This window comes from Streptomyces sp. NPDC048751 (assembly GCF_043198595.1).
In the GTDB taxonomy this organism is placed as follows: domain Bacteria; phylum Actinomycetota; class Actinomycetes; order Streptomycetales; family Streptomycetaceae; genus Streptomyces.
The window spans coordinates 108,262-126,060 of sequence record NZ_JBICUX010000017.1 but is presented as its reverse complement, the minus strand read 5'-3'; the positions used below and the strand labels follow the sequence as shown (position 1 = coordinate 126,060).

Here is a 17,799-nt window from a genome sequence, read left to right as displayed (position 1 = left end):
TCTCCTGCCTCGGCCCCACCACCGCTTCCGGGGTGATCACGGCCGGTCAACAGGTTACGCCGGGCTCACCCCGCGGCGGGGGCCTCGCAGACCGCGACGCCGCGCTCCCACAGGCTCCCGAGGACCAGGTGGCCGTCGGTCTCGCAGACGCTGGTGACCATGCGGAAACCGGAGCGGCGGCGGGTCAGGTGGTGGACGACCCGGCCGTCGTCGTCGAACGCCATCACACCGATGGTGCCGGTGGGGCGGAAGGGGGCCCGGACGGCGGCACGGGCGGCGGTCCGGCGTACGGCGGGCGGGGTGCGGTGGAGCAGGTCGAGCGGTGGGACGCGCGGTCCTGCCAGCGCCACCCAGACCGGTCCGTCCCGTCCGTCGCGCCACACGTTGTCCGGCATGCCCGGCAGGTTCTCCACGAAGGGCTCGCTCCGGCCGGCCTTCGGGCCGGTGAGCCAGTGGCGGGTGAGCCGGTACGCGGCCGTCTCGGCGACGATCACGAAGGAGCCGTCGGAGCTCGGGGCGAGCCCGTTGGCGAAGTGCAGGCCTTCCAGGAGGACCTCGGGTGTGGTGCTGCCCGGGGCCAGGCGCAGCAGCCGACCGGTGCCGGTGTGTTCCACCAGGTCGCCGATCCACTGGTCGAGGGGGTAGCGCCGGCTGGAGACGGTGAGGCACACGCTGTCGTCGGGCAGGGCGATCACGTTGCTGCAGAACCGCAGCCGCTCCCCCGCCACCGTGTCGGTGAGGACGTGGACGGTGCCGTCGTCGAGGCCGATCCGCAGCAGTCCGCGCTCGGCGTCGCACACCAGCAGGGTCTCGTCGTCGAGGAGTTCGAGGCCGAGCGGCCGGCCACCGGTCTCGGCGAGCGCCTCGACGCGGGCTCCCCCGGGATCGGTGAGTCCGTCGAGGCGCAGGATCCGTCCGTCCTCCACGCCGGTCAGCACGCGGCCCCGGCCGTCGGCGACGACGTCCTCGGGGCCGCGGCCGCCGATGTCGACATAGCTGCGGGGTACGAGGGTCTCGGGACGGTGCATGGGCGCCGGCCTTTCGGTGTCGGGGAGGGTCGGAGGGTCGTCCTCGCAGACGTACCCCCGTGGTCCGGCGCCTACCAGCCTTTGTCGAACATCCTGGCCACCTCGGCTATGCGCACCTCGTCCCGTCGGTAGTAGGCGCGGCGTCGGATCCGCCGGACGCGCAGCAGGCCGAGGTCCGCGAGCAGGGTGAGGTGGGTTTCGGCGACCTGGCGGCGAACGCCGAGCTTGGCCGCCACGGCGTTCGCGCCGACCCCGTCCTCGACGAGGTCGGCGTGTCGTTGCGGCGGGAAGTGCGCGACGGGGTCCTTGAGCCATTCCAGGATGTCCAGGCGACGCTCACCGACAGGAGTCCTCAGCATGTCGTTCCCCTCTGTCCGGGCCTCCTCGTACCGCGTCTTCCCACTGTTCCGCAGCGGAAGTCGCCGTGTCCGCCGATCCGCCACGTTTGTCCTGGACAGAACGTCTTTACGGGACAGGGCCGTTCGGCCCGTTCGGCCCCTTTCCCCGGAAACACGGGCGAGGGCCCGGCCGGTGACGCCCGGCCGGGCCCCTGGCGGAGGATTCAGCGGTGGCTGAACCACGACATCGACGAGAGCGCCTTGTCGTCGTAGCCGAACAGGGCCTGGTTCTCCCAGCCGTTGCCGGAGGAGGCGTCGGTCGGGTCCCAGCCGTTGCCGGTGACCGCGGTCCAGGTCGCCTCCCAGTAGAAGACGCCGAGGCCCCGGCCGTTCGGCACGGCCTCCACGATGTTCGCCACCGTGTTCATCCAGGCGGTCTGCCCGGCCACGGTCGCCGGGTAGCCGGTGACGAGCTCACCGGTGGTGTCGATCTGGTTGGTGAGCGAGTCGTCGCTGTCCAGGCGGAACGGGTAGGCCGTCTCGGCGACGAAGACGGGCTTGCCGTAGCGGGCGGCCGCGTCGTCCAGCGTGGTCTGGAAGTCGGAGAGCGGACCGTGCCAGTAGCCGTAGTACGACAGGCCGATCGCGTCGAACTTGACGCCGTTGGAGACGGCGCTGTCGAACCACCACCGGGTGCCCGCCAGGTCGCCGCCCTTGGCCAGGTGCAGGGCGACGGTGGTGGACGAGTTGACCGCCTTGACCGCGTCGTAGCCGGAGTTGAGCAGACCTGCGAGCTGCGACCAGTTGGAGGTGGATCCCTCGTTCCACAGCATGCCGCCGTTGATCTCGTTGCCCACCTGGACCATGTCGGCGGTGGTGCCCTGTGCCTTCAACGCGTTCAACACGTCGTACGTGTGGTTGTACACGTCTGTCTTGAGTTGACTGTACGAGTGTCCCGCCCAGGCCGCCGGCTTGGTCTGCTTGCCCGGGTCGGCCCAGTTGTCCGAGTAGTGGAAGTCGACCAGCAGCTTCATGCCGGCCGCCTTGATGCGCTTGGCCGCCGCGAGCACGCGCGTTTTGTTGTTGTAGCCGTCGGCGGGGTTCACCCAGACCTTCAGGCGCGCGTAGTTCATGCCGGCGTTCTTGAGGATGGTGACCGCGTCACCGGTGGCGCCGGAGCTGTTCTTGTAGACGCCGCCCTTGGCCTCGCTCTTGGGGAGCGAGGAGATGTCGGCACCCTTGATCGACAGTCCACTCGTGCCGGACGTGAAGGTCAGGTCGTCAACATTGATCCAGTTGCCGGCGTTCGCGTCACTGTTGACGCTGATGGTGCATTGGTTTCCGGTGACATTGACCGGCACGACGATACGGATCCATCCGCTCGTCGACACGGGCAGATCGGTCCGCTGTTCCGTGCCGCCGCAGTTCTTCAGCGCTATGTAGGCGGACTTCTGACCGCCGCTGGAGCGGACCCAGGCGGTGAGCTTGTAGGCGCCGTTGGTGAGCCCCGACAGGTACTGGTACGTCTCCACCTTGTACGCGGTGGACGCCCAGTGGGACAGGCGGTAGCTCCCGCCGTGGCCGCCGGACTCCGAGAACGAGGCGCCGGTGTCCCCGTACTCGGACCAGCCGCCGGGCGTGGCCGTGCCGGCGCCGTCGGCTTCGAAGCCGCCGTTCGTGAGCGTGCTCGCGGCCTGGGCGGTCTGTGCCGGCAGCGCGGTCAGGGCCAGCCCCGCGGCGAGCGGGAGCAGCAGGGCCCGGAGGGTGCGTCTGGGATGGAACATCGTCGTCCGTCGTCCCTTCGACGTGATCAGGATGGGTGTTCCCTCGTGGAACGAGGTGCCCCTCCGCCCGCGGCTCGCGGCTCGCACGGGCGGAGGGGAGTCGGCTCAGCCGTCGAGTCGGACGACGCGGACGGCCCCCGCCGGGACCGCGAGGCGGCCGGCGGCGCGTTCGCCGGTGAGCAGCTCGGTGCCGGGGGCGTCGAGCGGCACCTTGGCGTCGGTGGCGGTGTGGTTGATCGCGAACAGGTAGCTGCCCGACTCGCCCGTGCGGCGGACCACCTCGACGTCGCGGGGCAGGTCGGCGCGCGGGGTGAGGCTCGCGTCGTCGGCGGCCCAGCCGAGGAGGGCGTCGAGGCCCTCGGCGCCCAGCCGGGTGGAGACGTACCAGGCGGTGCCCTTGCCGAGGCGGTGCCGGGTGACGGCCGGGTGTCCCGCGGTGAGGCCGTCGGCGTACGTCCAGACGGTCTCGGCGCCGCGCGGCACCACGAACTCCGTCCACACGTCGCCGGCGAGTTCGGAGCCGTCGGGCCCGGTGACGCGCACCCGCTCGCCCGGGAGGAGGGGTGAGAACTCCTCCACGGCGAGGCCGAGGACGTCGCGCAGAGCTCCCGGGTAGGCGCCCGCGTGGACGGCGTCGTGCTCGTCGACGATGCCGGAGAAGTACGACACGACGAGGGTGCCGCCGCTCTCGACGTACGCCCGGAGGTTGTCGCCGGCCGCCTGCGTCATCAGGTACAGGGCGGGAACGACGACAAGGGGATACCTCGACAAGTCGGCTTCGGGGTGGGCGAAGTCGACGGTGAGGTGGCGGTCGTAGAGCGCCTCGTAGAAGGCGTCGGCGCGCTCGCGCGGGTCGTGGTCCTCGCTGGGGCGCCACTGGAGGTTCTGCGCCCACCAGGAGTGCCAGTCCCACAGGAGGGCCACGTCGGCCTCGGTTCGGGTGGAACGGATCGGGCTCAGGGAGTCCAGTGAGGCGCCGAGTTCGACGACCTCGCGCCACACACGGGTGTCGGTGCCGCCGTGCGGCAGCATCGCGGAGTGGAACTTCTCGGCGCCGCGCCGCGACTGGCGCCACTGGAAGAACAGGGCGCCGTCGGAGCCGCGGGCCACGTGACCGAGGGAGTTGCGGGCCATCTGGCCGGGGGCCTTGGCCGGGTTGCGGGGCTGCCAGTTGACGCCCGAGGTGGAGTGCTCCAGGAGCAGCCAGGGGGCGCCGCCGGCGACGGAGCGGGTGAGGTCGGCGGCCATCGCGAGGTTGACGTGGGTGCGGCGGCCGTCGGTGATCAGGTAGTGGTCGTTGGTGACGATGTCGACCTCGCGGCCCCAGGCCCAGTAGTCGACGGAGTCGCACTGGCTGAGGGCCGTCATGAAGTTGGTGGTGACCGGCACGCCGGGCGAGAGGCGGTGCAGGATGTCCCGCTCCGCCACGAAGTTCTCGCGCATGGTGGTGTCGGCGAAGCGCTTGTAGTCGAGGGCCTGGCCGGGGTTGCCGACGGTGGGGGTGCGGCGCGGCGGGTTGATCTCGTCGAAGTCCCGGTAGCGCTGGCCCCAGAAGGCGGTGCCCCAGGCGTCGTTGACCGCGTCGACCGTGCCGTACGCGGTGCGCAGCCAGCGGCGGAAGTGGGCGGCGCAGGAGTCGCAGTAGCAGGCCGAGACGGGAACGCCGTACTCGTTGTGCACGTGCCACATGGCCAGGGCCGGGTGGTCGCCGTAGCGCTCGGCGAGCTTGGTGGTGATGGTCGCGGCGGCGGCGCGGTAGTCGGCGTTGCTGTGGCAGATGGCGCCGCGGCTGCCGAACTCGTAGCGCGTGCCGTCCTCGGTCACGGGCAGCGCTTCGGGGTGCGCGCGGTAGAACCAGACGGGCGGGGTGACCGTGGGGGTGCCCAGGTCGACGCGGATGCCGTTGTCGTGGAGCAGGTCGATGATCCGGTCGAGCCAGCCGAAGTCGTACTCCCCCGGTGAGGGTTCCAGCAGGGCCCAGGAGAAGATGCCGACGCTCACCAGGGTGACGCCGGCCTCCCGCATCAGCCGCACGTCCTCGTGCCAGACGCTTTCCGGCCACTGCTCGGGGTTGTAGTCCCCACCGAAGGCGAGCCTGGTGAGGCCCCTGGGGGTGGTCTCCGGCATGGATGTCTCCCGTTTGGTCGATCATGTGGGAACGTGCACACACTGCGGTGTCGGTGTGAGCCCAACATAACCGCACAGCAACAACCATTGACAAGTGTCCGGGATGTTTCTCTACTGTGAACGCTCACAGAAGCACGGCAGGTTCTCGCAGCAGGCGGGAGCCCAGGTCAGGGGAGTAGTTCCATGCCGAACACGAAGCGCCGTCGGCTCTTCAAGGTCGCCGCGTCAGCCGTCGCCGTCACGCTCGGCGCCACCGCCCTCGCCGCGTGCGGCTCGGAGGACAAGGACAGTGCGGCCGAGTCCGGGCCCGTCTCACTCACGTACTGGACGTGGACGCCCGGCATGGACAAGGTCGTGGACCTGTGGAACAAGGGGCCGGGGAAGAAGGACCAGATCACGGTCACGGTGAAGAAGCAGGCGTCCGGCGACACGCTGGTCACCAAGATCCTCACCGCGCACAAGGCCGGCAAGGCGCCGGACCTGGTGCAGGCGGAGTACCAGGCGCTGCCGACGCTGGTCAGCAATGACGCGCTGGCGGACATAGCGAAGAACGTCGGGGACGCGAAGGACAAGTTCGCCGAGGGCGTCTGGCAGCAGACGACGCTGGGCACGGACGCGGTGTACGCGGTGCCGCAGGACATCGGCCCAATGATGTTCTACTACCGCGAGGACCTGTTCAAGCAGTACAAGCTGACGGTCCCGACGACCTGGGAGCAGTTCGCCGAGACGGCGAGAGCGCTGAAGAAGGTGGCTCCCGACAAGGACCTCACCACGTTCTCCGCCAACGACTCCGGTCTCTTCGCGGGCCTCGCCCAGCAGGCCGGCGCCAAGTGGTGGACGACCTCCGGCGACAAGTGGAAGGTCGGCATCGACGACGCCGCGACCGAGCAGGTCGCGAAGTTCTGGGGCGGCCTCGTCAAGGAGGGCGCCATCGACAACCAGCCGATGTACACCCCGGCCTGGAACAAGGCGCTCAACACGGGCAAGCAGATCGCCTGGGTCAGCGCGGTGTGGGCGCCGGGCACGCTGTCCACGGCGGCCCCCGACACCAAGGGCAAGTGGGCGATGGCCCCGCTCCCCCAGTGGTCGGACACGAGGAACGTCACCGGCAGCTGGGGCGGTTCCTCCACCGCCGTCACCACGGACTCCGACCACAAGCAGGCCGCCGCGAAGTTCGCCGCCTGGCTGAACACCGACGGCGACGCCCTCAACGCGCTCGCGAAGGAGGGCGGTATCTACCCGGCCTCTTCGTCCGCCCAGCTCAGCGGCGCCTTCACCACTCCCCCGGACTACTTCTCCAACCAGCCCGACTTCTACGGCCGGGCCGCGAAGATCGCCAAGACCACCGCGCCGTCCGCGTGGGGACCGAACGTGAACGTCGCCTATACCTCCTTCAAGGACGCCTTCGGCGCTGCCGCAAAGAACAAGTCGGACTTCACCGCCGCCCTGAAGACCATGCAGGAGGCCACGGTCACCGACATGAAGAAGCAGGGCTTCGAGGTCTCCGAGTGACCAGCGCACGCCGGAAGCCGTACGGGGTCAAGGGAGCCCCGTACGCCTTCCTCTTCCCCGCAACGATCCTCTTCTCGCTCTTCTTCGCGCTGCCCATCGGCTACGCGATCTGGCTCAGCTTCCGCAAGGTGAAGGTCTCCGGGCTCGGCCTGGGATCGGGTGCCCGCCGGGAGGTCTGGGCCGGTGTGGAGAACTACACCGACGCCCTCACCGACAGCGAACTCGTGGACGGCGCGTTGCGCGTGCTCGGCTACGGCTGCATCGTCGTCCCGGTGATGCTGGGCGTGGCGCTGCTGTTCGCGCTGATGCTCGACTCCGACAAGGTGCGGCTCGCCCCGTTCACCCGGCTCGCGATCTTCCTGCCGTACGCCATCCCCGGCGTCGTGGCGGCGCTGCTGTGGGGCTTCCTGTACCTGCCGGACGTCAGCCCGTTCTACTTCGTGCTCGACAAGCTGGGCCTGCCGCAGCCGGACCTGCTGGACGGCGGTCCGCTGTACCTCGCCCTGTCGAACATCGCGGTCTGGGGCGGCACCGGCTTCAACATGATCGTCATCTACACCTCGTTGCAGGCCATTCCGGCCGAGGTGTACGAGGCGGCGAAGCTGGACGGCGCGACGCCGTTGCAGATCGCGCTGCGGATCAAGATCCCGATGGTGGCGCCCTCGCTGGTGCTGACCTTCTTCTTCTCGATCATCGCGACGCTCCAGGTGTTCAACGAGCCGACCACCCTCAAGCCGCTCACCAACTCCGTGTCCACGACGTGGAGTCCGCTGATGAAGGTGTACCGGGACGCGTTCGGCACGGGTGACATCTACCAGGCGGCCGCCGAGGCCGTGATCATCGCCCTCGCCACGCTGGTGCTGTCGTTCGGCTTCCTGCGGGCCGCGAACCGGCGGAACAAGCGGGACGTCAGTCAAGGAGGGGCAGGATGAGTTCTCTTGCGGTCAGCAAGACCACCCCGGTGGCGGGCACCACACCCGGCACCGCCCGTCGGCCGCCGCTGCGGCGCCGTGTCGCTCTGGTTCCGACCGTCACCCTTCTCCTCGGCGCGCTCTACTGCCTGCTGCCGGTGGCCTGGGTCGTGATCGCGTCCACCAAGTCCGGCAGTGAGCTGTTCTCCACGTTCACGTTCCTGCCGGGCACCGGCTTCACGGACAACCTCAGGGATCTCAACGCCTACCGCGACGGCATCTACTGGCAGTGGATGGGCAACTCCGCCCTCTACGCGGTGCTCGGCGCCCTGCTGTCGACGTGTGTCTCGGCGTTCAGCGGCTACGCGCTGGCGATGTACCGCTTCCGCGGCCGGGAGGCGATCTTCAACGTGCTGCTGGCCGGCGTGCTGATGCCGCCGGTGATCCTCGCCGTACCGCAGTACCTTCTGCTGGCGAAGGCGGACCTCACGGACTCGTACCTGTCCGTGCTGCTGCCGCAGATCCTCTCGCCGTACGGCGTCTACCTGGCCCGTATCTACGCGGCCGCCGCCGTCCCCGCCGACGTGGTGGAGGCCGGGCGGATGGACGGGGCGAGCGAGTGGCGGATCTTCACCCGGATCGCGCTGCCGATGATGGTGCCCGGCCTTGTGACGGTGTTCCTGTTCCAGTTCGTGGCGGTGTGGAACAACTTCCTGTTGCCGTACATCATGCTCAGCGACGACGAGAGGTTCCCGATCACGCTGGGCCTGTTCACGCTTCTCGAACAGGGTGCCAACACCCCGGCCCTCTACACCCTGGTGATCACGGGTGCGTTCCTCGCGGTGATCCCGCTGGTCGCCCTGTTCCTGGTCATCCAGCGGTTCTGGAGCCTGGATCTGCTCTCCGGGGCCGTAAAGTCATGACCATGAGCAATGCGGGGGCCCGGCGAAAACCGCCGACGATCCACGACGTGGCGCGCGAGGCAGGTGTCTCACGGGGCACCGTCTCGCGGGTGCTCAACGGCGGTCACTACGTCAGCCCCACCGCGCAGGAAGCGGTGAACGCCGCGATCAAGAGGACGGGTTACGTCGTCAACCGGCACGCCCGCTCGCTGATCACCGGGCGCTCGGACTCCATCGGCTTCCTGCTGACCGAGCCCCAGGAGCGGTTCTTCGAGGACCCGAACTTCAATGTGCTGCTGAGCGGGTGCACCCAGGCGCTGGCGGCGCACGACATCCCGCTGTTGCTGATGCTGGCGGGCACGAAGGACGAGCGGCGGCGCATCACGCGGTACATCACGGCCGGTCACGTCGACGGGGTGCTGCTGGTCTCCAGCCACTCCGGGGACAAGGTGGCGGAGGAACTGCGCGAGGCGGGAGTGCCGCTCGTCCAGTGCGGCAAGCCCATGGGTCCCGGTTCGAAGGTGAGCTATGTGGCCGCCGACGACCGGGACGGCGCCCGTGACATGGTGCGCCACCTGCTGTCGGTGGGCCGCCGCCGTGTCGGGATGGTGAGCGGACCACTGGACACCCCGGGTGGCGTCGACCGCCTCGCCGGCTACAAGGAGGTGCTCACGGAGGCGGGCGTCGAGATCGACGAGCGGCTCATCGCCTCCGGCGACTACAGCCGGGCCAGCGGCGAGGCGGGCACCGAACGGCTGCTGGCGCAGGCCCCGGACATGGACGCCGTGTTCGTCGCCTCCGACCTGATGGCCCAGGGCGCCCTGACCGCGCTGCGCCGGGCGGGCCGCCGGGTTCCCGAGGACGTGTCGGTGGGCGGCTTCGACGACTCCAGCGCGGCGACGGAGGCCACCCCGGCCCTGACCACGATCCGCCAGCCCTACGACCGCATCAGCGCCGAGATGGTACGGGTGCTGCTGGCACAGATCGGGGGCGAGGATCCGGCGGCGGTGATTCTGCCTACGGAGTTGGTGAAGCGGGACTCGACATGACGGGGGCGGCTCTGTCGCGCTGCGGCGGTGGGGGCGACTGCGTCGGGCTGCGGAACCGAGCGGGGGGCCGGTCCGACGTGCTGCGACAGCGGTGATGTCCCTCCCCGGGCCTTCGTCCGAGGATCCGTTCGCGGTGAAGCCGAAGGAGGCCCGGCACGAGATGACGCCGCATGCTGCCTCGCCTGTGTCTTGACCTGCGGTTGCCACTGTTCCTCGGTGGTCTCCGTCAGGGCCGCTTGGAGGCGCTGTGAGGCTCCTTTCATCTGGGCTCACGCCGGTTTCGGCGCGGGACGGGTGAAGATGGCGCGCTCCTCGCGCTGCAGGGCATCGAGGACCCTCCGACCGCGTCGGCCTCCGGGTCGGGCAATGAATCTTGGGCAATGAACCGCAGGGCCTCCGCCTGCCGGGCATCGGCCGTGCTGACGGGCCGACGGGATGCGCGGCAGCAGGGTGTCCGGCAGCGCCGGCGTTCGGCCCGCGTCTGATGAGTGGTCGGGACGCGTGGGCGGTGGCGCAAGTGACGCGGCGGTGTAACCATTCGAACATCGTCCAAGTGCGCTTTGTGCCGGGGGGGGTTGAGAGTGCAGGCGTTGGCTGATGACGATCCGCGGCAGGTGGGTGACTACCAGCTGTTACGCCGCCTGGGTGAGGGCGGCATGGGCCGTGTGTATCTCGGGCGGTCGCCGACCGGTCAGATGATCGCGGTCAAGATGGTGAAAGCGGAGTGGGCCAACGCTCCGGGCTTCCGCAAACGGTTCGAGCGCGAGGTCCGTGCGTCGCAGGCGGTCTCCGGGCCGGGCACGGTGCGGGTGCTGACCAGCGACCCGACCGCGCCCGTGCCCTGGCTGGCCTCCGAGTACGTCCCAGGGCCCTCCCTCGACGAGGCTGTGCGCCAACATGGGCCGCTGCCCGTATCCGCGTTGTGGCGGCTGCTGTCAGGGCTTGCCGAGGCCCTGGGCACGGTGCACGCCTGCGGGCTGATTCACCGCGACCTCAAGCCGGCGAACGTGCTGATGTCCTCCGACGGACCGCTGCTGATCGACTTCGGGATCGCCCGCGCCGCCGAGCACACGGCCCTCACAAGAACAGGTTCCCCCGTCGGTACGCCCGGCTACATGTCACCGGAGCAGACGCAGGGGCTGGAGGTACGGGGCGCCAGCGACGTCTTCTTGCTCGGCATGGTCGTGGCATTCGCAGCCACTGGACGTCATCCGTTCAGGTCTGGATTGGGGGTGGACTACCGCATCGTGAACCAGGAGCCGGACCTGAGCCGCGTGCCGGACGACCTCGTGGCGGTGGTGCGCAAGTGCCTGACCAAGGACCCCGAGCACCGTCCCTCCCCCGAGGAACTGCGTGCCTGGACGGAGGAACACGGCACCGACACCGCACACTGGCCGCCCGCCTCCGTCGCGGCGGAGATTGCCCGAAGGAGCGAGCAACTGCTCAGCCTGGGGGCCACCGATCGGGACACGGGTCCAGGACACGACCGAGGCCGGGGGTCAGCACGCGCTGCGGCTGCTCCCCCCACCGTGGCCGTCCCCCCGGCCACGGTCGTCTCCCCCATCGCCGACCTGCCAACGGCCACAGCGGTCCCGGTGGCACCCGTTCCGCCGACGGTCACTGAGGACTCCCCGATCGCCGACTTGCCAACGGTCACAGCCCCACGAGCACCCGTCGATCCACCGGCCACGGCAGAGCCATCGACCGCCATAGCACCACCGACCGCAACAGCCCCACCGACCGGCTTCGCCCCACCATCCGGCTTCGCCCCACCATCCGGCTTCGACAGTCGGCCCGGCCTCACCGCCCTGACGCACGCAAGCCCATCGCCGTCACCCAGTTCGCCGTCGAAGGAGGCGAGGGGGTCAACGCGCACTGCACCGGCTGGTGGCACGGCAGAGCAGGTCCGGATAGCGCCCTGGGTACGCAGCTGGGCACTGGGCCACCCGCTGCTGAGCCTGTTCGGCTTGCTGCCGATGTTCGTGCTGTCGGTAGCGGGCCCCGGCCTCAAGGCGCAGGCTCGTGAGCACCCGACCACGGACAAGAACAGTCGTTGGTGGCAAGACCTGCACCACTGGGCGATGGACGACGACGGGTGGCGGGTGCCGTTGACGGTGGCCCTGATCGTCGCACTGGTAGGACTGCAGTACTTCCGTACACGGCTCGAACGCTGTTCCGTGGACAGCATCCGGACCTGGAGCGCGGCGACCGGCGGCTTCTGGCTGTTGTGGTCGGTCATGGTGCCGCTGACCTTCTTCTGGGTCATGGGGGCGGCCGACGGTGCCGACGAAGAGCTGATGAGCACTCGGCTCCTCATCACCGTGTATGGCACGTGGTGGATTCTGCTGGCCAACATGCTGGCGGCACCGTTCACAGCGGTGGCGGGTGTGATTCGCGTGCTGCGCGGATTCTTCGGTGACGTGGGGCGACCGACATTGCCTACTGTGGTGGCCGGAATGGGCGGACACTCCTCTCACGGCTGACATGAGGGCGTTTCCGGGGGAGGCAGTCACCGCGTGGGCGGTGTCCCACAGCCGGTCGACTGGACGAAGGTCCGCCGTCACGCGGTCCGTCGGCGGGCACCGGCATGACCCGCACCGAGGTGAGGTGCGGGGTGCTCACACAAGCCTCCCATTCGTCACGGGAAACGGACGGATGCTCCGGCCTGCCGCGACGAACATCGGCCGGCCAGGAACGTCCCCCCGCCCTGGCCGGCGCGCCGGGTTTGCGGTGGCCGGTCAGGATCGGAGAAGCGGTGGGGCCGGTCTCCGGCCTAGCGTGGGAACAGCGACGGAAGCCGTCGCTCTCATGTCGACCCGAGGAGTACGTCATGGCCGCCGCGCTGAAGACGATCATCTACCCCGTGAAGGACCTCGAGCGGGCGAAGGCCCTGTTCAGCGCGCTGCTGGAGGTCGAGCCGTACGCGGACGAGCCGTACTACGTCGGCTTCAAGTCCGCGGGGCAGGACGTCGGACTGGACCCGAACGGGCACGCCAGGGGGATGACCGGGCCGGTGCCGTACTGGCACGTGGACGACATCCGGGCGCGGCTGGCGACCCTGGTGGCGGCGGGTGCCGAGGTGCTGCAGGACGTCCAGGACGTGGGCGGCGGCAAGCTGATCGCCTTCGTGAAGGACGCCGACGGGAATCTGGTGGGGCTGACCCAGGATCCGGCCGCCTGAGCCCTCCCTCCGGACCAGTAGTTGCACAGCCAGTAGTTGCACAGTCAACTATGGCCGGATCGGTGTTACCGTGCGGGTATGGCATCGAAGACCGTCGACGCCGGGCTCGAGGAGCGGTGGCGGGACATCCTGTCGGTGCACGCGCGCACGATGTGCGAGATCGATCGCGCGCTGCACCCGCACGGCCTGGGCGCGAGCGACTTCGAGGTCCTCGACATCCTCACCTCTGAGGCACCCGCACCGGGCGATCTGTGCCGCGTGCAGAACCTCGCCGGACGGGTCCACCTCAGCCAGAGCGCGCTCTCCCGCCTCATCGCCCGCCTGGAGAAGGACGGCCTGGTGGAACGCTCCGTGTGCGCCGAGGACCGGCGCGGCGTCTGGGTCTCCCTCACCGCCAAGGGCCGCGAGCTGCACGCGGATGTACTGCCGTTGCAGCGGGGCGCGTTGGTGCGGATGCTGGGCGGACAGTAGGCCGGGGCCGGGCACCGGCGGCCCGTCCGGTTTCCTCCTGCGCCGTGCGGGGTGAGTTGTGCCTGGGGGCCCTGCCGGGGATGCTGACTTGTCCTGTGCCACGCGACAAGTCAGGGAGCGGGGGTCCATGGCCGCTGTACGGGGGAGCGACGTCCTGGAGGCGTCACAGGTTCGGATCTACTGTGCCGCCGGTACGGTGATCGGCGCGGGGTTCCTCGTCGCCGCCGACGTGGTGTGCACCTGCGCCCATGTCGTCGCCCGGGCACTCGGGGTGCCGGACACCGCGGAGGGCGTGCCCGAGGGGCAGGTGGGCCTCGACTTTCCGCTGCTGGGCGGTCGCCCCCGGGCGCGGGCCGGCGTGGTGTCGTGGCGGCGCGACGGGGTGGACGTCGCACTGCTGCGGCTCGACGCGGCGGTCGAGGGGGCCCGGCCGGTGCCGCTGGTCGACGGGACCGGCGTATGGGGGCACAGTTTTCGGGCACTGGGCTTCCCGACCGGGGCCGACCACGGCGTGTGGGCGTCGGGCACCTTGCGCGCCGGGCAGGGCCTGGGCTGGTTGCAGATCGAGGCGCAGGAACCGGGGCCCCGCATCGCGGAGGGGTTCAGCGGGGCGCCCGTGTGGGACGTGGCGCAGGACGGCGTCGTCGGCATGATGGTCGCCGCGCACCGGGGCGAGCCCACCGCGTATCTCGTGCCGTCGGCCGATCTGGTCGACGAACGGACACTGCGGCCACGCTGTCCGTTCAAGGGGCTCGCGGCGTTCACGGAGGACGACGCGGAGTTGTTCCACGGCCGCGACAGCGAGATCGCCCGCGTGGAGGAGGCCGTGCGCAGGCGTCCGGTGACGCTGGTGGCGGGACCTTCCGGGTGCGGGAAGTCGTCCCTCGTACGGGCAGGGGTGCTGCCCCGATTACGGGCCGAGGGCATGAACGTGTCGGAACTGCGGCCCGTGCCGGGGGTGCGGGCGGTCGCCGTGCTCGCCCGGGCGCTGACCGGAATCCTGGAGCCGGGGCTCGGCGAGGTCGAACGGCTCACCAAGGCCGAGGAGTTGGCAGGGCTCCTGGAGACCAGCGTCGACGTGCCTGCCGAGTTACGCGGCAGGGTCCTCGTCCGCGGGGAAGGCGCCGGGCACGTCCTCTTCGTCGACCAGCTCGAGGAGTACGCGGGCGCCGATCCCGTCGCTGCCCGCGACCTGTTCACTCTGCTCGCCGCCCTGGCGGGCAACGACGGCGCGGCCGTGCTGCGGGTGGTCGCCACCGCGCGGCCCGACTCCCTCGGTGTGCTGGTGACATCCGGCACGTCCGACCTGGTCGGCGAGGCCGTGGAGTTCCTCGCGCCGATGGCCGCAGAGGACTTGGAGCGGGCGGTGACGGCGCCCGTCGACGCCGTGCCGGGGCTGTGGTTCGAGCCGGGGCTGCCGGAGCGGATCGTCATGGACGCGGGTGACGAGCCCGGGCGGATGCCACTGGTCCAGTTCACCCTGACCGAGCTGTGGAGGCGCCGCACCCGCTCGATGCTCACCCACGCCGCCTACGACGACCTGGGCGGCGTCGCGGGCGCTCTCGTCGGCTACGCGGACGACGCCTTCGCCGCGCTGACGCAGTCCCAACAGGACTGTGCCCGGCGGCTCTTCGTCCAGCTGGCCCGGCCCGGGGAAAGTGGCACCTCCTTCGCCCGCAGACCCACCCGCACAGCCGACCTCGCTCCGGAACTCCTCGCTCTGGCCAGGGACTTGGCGCCCGGCAAGCTCGTCGTCCTCTCCCGCACCCCGGGTGACACCGAGGGAGAGGAGATCGTCGACCTGGCGCACGAGGCGCTGACCGAGCTATGGCCGCGCCTGAGGCAATGGCTCGTCGACTCCCGCGACTTCCGCTCATGGCAGGAACAATTACGAGCCGACCTGCACCGCTGGCAGCTACAGGATCGCGCGCCGGGGCGCCTGTTGAACGGCACCGACCTGGCCGACGCCCAGCGCAGGCTTGCCGAGCACCCCGAGGACGTCTCCGCCGAGGAGCGCGCGTACATCCAGCTGAGTCGCCGCCACTCCCGGCGCGGCGCCCGCCTCAGACAGACCGCTGTCGGGGGGCTGGCCGTGCTCACGGTGCTCGCCGTCGTGCTGGCGTTCTCCACCTGGCGCAGCCTCAAGACCACCGAGCGTCAGCTGCGGATTCAGGCCGCCGGCCTGCTCGCCCAGGCCGCCGAGGACCGCCCGGGCAGCGACCCCGCCACCGCGCTCCAGCTCGCCCTGGCGGCGTACCACACCGACCAGAACCCCAAGACACGGCAGGCCCTGCTCAACCAGTACGCGCGGGGGCAGTATTTGGTGGGCAGCTATCCGGGGTTGTGGAAAGGCCAGGTCGCCTGGATGGACGCCAGCCCGGACGGCCACACCTTGGTCGTGCAGTCGAAGCCCGGCGGCGGAAACCGGTCGACGTTCACCGTGGTGACCGGCGCTCTTAAGGGAAGGCCCCGGGCACAGCAGCTGAGCGGCGGCCCGGAAGGAACACCTCTGATGACGGCCGTCAGCCCGGACGGCCGCTTCTTCGCCGTGACCGCGGACGGAAGGGTGTGGCTGTGGCGGTTGAACGATCCCCAGCACCCGGCGGTCCTGGAGATCGGTGACCACGACCAGCCCGCGAAAGCCGGTGGCGGCCTGGACTTCAGCAGTGACGGCGAGCGGCTGCTCCTCACCATGACCGACAACTCCACGGAGTGCTACGAAGGCAAGCGGACGTGCACCCCAGCGTTCGCCGAGGCATGGCAGGTGCCCTCTCGCGCCCGCATCCCCGTATCGGACGGGCTCGTCCCCAGCACGGGACTGGATGAGGCCGCGTTCGCCTCCGACGCGAACACCGTCGCGACGATCAGCTCCGCCCGTGGGTCGAAACGCCGAGATGTCAGGGTCAGGGATCTCACTACCGGCCGACTGCGGTACACCTTCACCACCGTGGAGTCGGGCGAGGCGAGGCTGCGGGCCGGCGGCGAGGTCCTCGTCATGACGGACACCACCACCTCGTACGCGCAAGCACTCGGTGCCAGACCCGGGCACAGGACCGAGCTGCCGACCGCTGGGACTGTGCCGGATGCCACCTCGCAGTACAGCGTGGACGGCGATGCCTACACCTGGGACGAGGGGCTCAGAGCCGGGGGCTACGCCGAGCCGACCCTCACCGACCTGCGTACCGGGCAGGCCTACCGCACCAGCATCCCGACCTCGGGCGACACCCCCGCCACCTACAAAGGTGTCGCGGCCGTGCCGCGTGCGGGCGGCGGGCTCACCGTCCTCGTGCCCGTCGGCTCGACGCTGATGGCGGTGCGCGCCGAACCGGCGGGCGGCAAACAGTTCCTGAGCAACTCAGGGAAGTACAGCGTGTCGCCGGACGGCCGCTTCGTCGCCCTGGCCTCCACCCGGCGCCTTGAGGTCCTCGATGCCACGCGCACCCGCCACCAGCGGGTGTCGCTGCCGCTGCCTGGGCGAAAAGCGGACTGGACGGTTACGTGGACGGCCGACTCGCAGCGGATCGTCGTGTGGGGCACAGGGGGCAACTTGTACCGGTCGTACTCGGTGCGGGACCTGCGCGACTCCGTGCCGCTCGAGGACGTCGTCCCGGGGGCGAAGAAACTCGACAGTGTCCGTGAGTTCAGGGGTGGCGAAGTGGACAGTGTCGCCGCGCTGCAGGGCAGCGAGATCGTTCTGCTGACCGTGGACGGCAGACTCACCCGCGTCGACGCCGCTGACGCGGCCGTGCTCACCCGGCCCTTCCTCGTCCACCCCGCACCGAACTGGGCCGGCCTCGGCGGCAGCGACGGACTGGCGAAGAGCCAGCTCATCGCCCGCCCAGGGCATCCCGGACAGGTCGCCGCAGTCACCAGGAAGGGAACGCAGAGCGCCGAGATCATGCTGTGGGACGTCCGGGCTCCCCGACGCGTCACATCGTGGCCGGTGCAGGCCCTCAGCATCCCGACCATCACCCATCACACGACCCGAGCGATGGCCTTCGACGAGGACGGCTCACATCTTGCCGTGCTGCACACCGACGGGCAGGTGCGCGTCTGGGACGTGAACCACGGGAAGCAGCTCACCCGCGCCGTACCCAGCGCGGTCAACGACACGCTGGTGGGGTTCGGTCCCGACGACAGCATCGTCATGTACCGCTACAGCAAGTATCAGCTGCAGTTCTACGGCCTGACGGACGACGGTGCCTCCTACACCCTGCCGGTCGCGGGCGGGTACTGGTTCACGGGCTTCCTGCGCGGACACCGCCTCACCCTCGACACCGACCGCGTGCGCCAGACCTTCGACCTGCGCCCCGAGGTCCAGTTCCGCACCTTGTGCGCCGGCGCGGGGCGCGACTACACCGAAGCCGAGCGCAAGCTACTGCCGAACGGGGCCCCCTCGGAGCCGCCGTGCGGATGACAGTCAGTACACGGACGCCCTGCTGGAGTGTGTCCAGTACGACCGCCCGGGCGGAGCCCTCCGACCGCCCGCCACCTGG

At 70.1% G+C, this 17,799-nt stretch carries 12 protein-coding genes; 8 read left to right on the top strand and 4 right to left on the bottom strand.

The window, feature by feature from the left end:
* Nucleotides 1–65: 65 nt before the first annotated feature.
* From ACGFNV_RS39270 to ACGFNV_RS39255, 4 genes are all read right to left on the bottom strand, one after another.
* Nucleotides 66–1,028, bottom strand: a complete 963-nt coding sequence (locus tag ACGFNV_RS39270; RefSeq protein ID WP_393629456.1) for an SMP-30/gluconolactonase/LRE family protein — start codon at nucleotides 1,026–1,028, stop codon at nucleotides 66–68.
* Nucleotides 1,029–1,099: 71 nt separating this feature from the next.
* A complete protein-coding gene (locus tag ACGFNV_RS39265) occupies nucleotides 1,100–1,387 on the bottom strand; it encodes an ArsR family transcriptional regulator (protein WP_393629455.1) in 288 nt (95 codons plus the stop codon).
* A 203-nt stretch (nucleotides 1,388–1,590) separates the two neighbouring features.
* Nucleotides 1,591–3,150: an arabinogalactan endo-beta-1,4-galactanase gene (locus ACGFNV_RS39260; RefSeq protein WP_393629453.1), complete on the bottom strand. Its 1,560-nt coding sequence runs from the start codon at nucleotides 3,148–3,150 to the stop codon at nucleotides 1,591–1,593.
* A 105-nt stretch (nucleotides 3,151–3,255) separates the two neighbouring features.
* Nucleotides 3,256–5,277 carry a beta-galactosidase gene (locus tag ACGFNV_RS39255; RefSeq protein WP_393629451.1) on the bottom strand — a complete coding sequence of 674 codons (2,022 nt, stop codon included), beginning with the start codon at nucleotides 5,275–5,277 and terminating at the stop codon, nucleotides 3,256–3,258.
* A 183-nt stretch (nucleotides 5,278–5,460) separates the two neighbouring features.
* On the opposite strand from ACGFNV_RS39255, the gene ACGFNV_RS39250 reads away from it, so the two are divergent.
* The 8 genes from ACGFNV_RS39250 (at nucleotide 5,461) to ACGFNV_RS39215 (ending at nucleotide 17,720) form a co-directional block, all read left to right on the top strand.
* Nucleotides 5,461–6,789 (top strand): ABC transporter substrate-binding protein, encoded by a 1,329-nt coding sequence (locus ACGFNV_RS39250; protein ID WP_393629450.1) that lies wholly within the window; start codon nucleotides 5,461–5,463, stop codon nucleotides 6,787–6,789.
* Nucleotides 6,786–7,721 (top strand): carbohydrate ABC transporter permease, encoded by a 936-nt coding sequence (locus ACGFNV_RS39245; protein ID WP_393629448.1) that lies wholly within the window; start codon nucleotides 6,786–6,788, stop codon nucleotides 7,719–7,721. The genes ACGFNV_RS39250 and ACGFNV_RS39245 overlap by 4 nt, the downstream gene beginning before the upstream one ends.
* Complete coding sequence (locus ACGFNV_RS39240) at nucleotides 7,718–8,623, top strand: carbohydrate ABC transporter permease (protein ID WP_393629446.1); 906 nt, start codon at nucleotides 7,718–7,720, stop codon at nucleotides 8,621–8,623. The genes ACGFNV_RS39245 and ACGFNV_RS39240 overlap by 4 nt, the downstream gene beginning before the upstream one ends.
* Nucleotides 8,620–9,651 (top strand): LacI family DNA-binding transcriptional regulator, encoded by a 1,032-nt coding sequence (locus ACGFNV_RS39235; protein WP_393629445.1) that lies wholly within the window; start codon nucleotides 8,620–8,622, stop codon nucleotides 9,649–9,651. Before ACGFNV_RS39240 ends, ACGFNV_RS39235 begins: the two co-directional genes overlap by 4 nt.
* A gap of 590 nt (nucleotides 9,652–10,241) precedes the next feature.
* Entirely contained in the window at nucleotides 10,242–12,134 is a 1,893-nt protein-coding gene (locus ACGFNV_RS39230) for a protein kinase (protein ID WP_393629443.1), read from the top strand.
* A gap of 347 nt (nucleotides 12,135–12,481) precedes the next feature.
* The gene (locus ACGFNV_RS39225) at nucleotides 12,482–12,832 is read left to right on the top strand and encodes a VOC family protein (protein ID WP_393629442.1); all 351 of its coding nucleotides are present in this window, start codon (nucleotides 12,482–12,484) and stop codon (nucleotides 12,830–12,832) included.
* 78 nt (nucleotides 12,833–12,910) lie between these two features.
* The gene (locus tag ACGFNV_RS39220) at nucleotides 12,911–13,303 is read left to right on the top strand and encodes a MarR family winged helix-turn-helix transcriptional regulator (protein WP_393629441.1); all 393 of its coding nucleotides are present in this window, start codon (nucleotides 12,911–12,913) and stop codon (nucleotides 13,301–13,303) included.
* 127 nt (nucleotides 13,304–13,430) lie between these two features.
* Nucleotides 13,431–17,720 carry a trypsin-like peptidase domain-containing protein gene (locus tag ACGFNV_RS39215; RefSeq protein WP_393629439.1) on the top strand — a complete coding sequence of 1,430 codons (4,290 nt, stop codon included), beginning with the start codon at nucleotides 13,431–13,433 and terminating at the stop codon, nucleotides 17,718–17,720.
* Nucleotides 17,721–17,799: the final 79 nt, after the last annotated feature.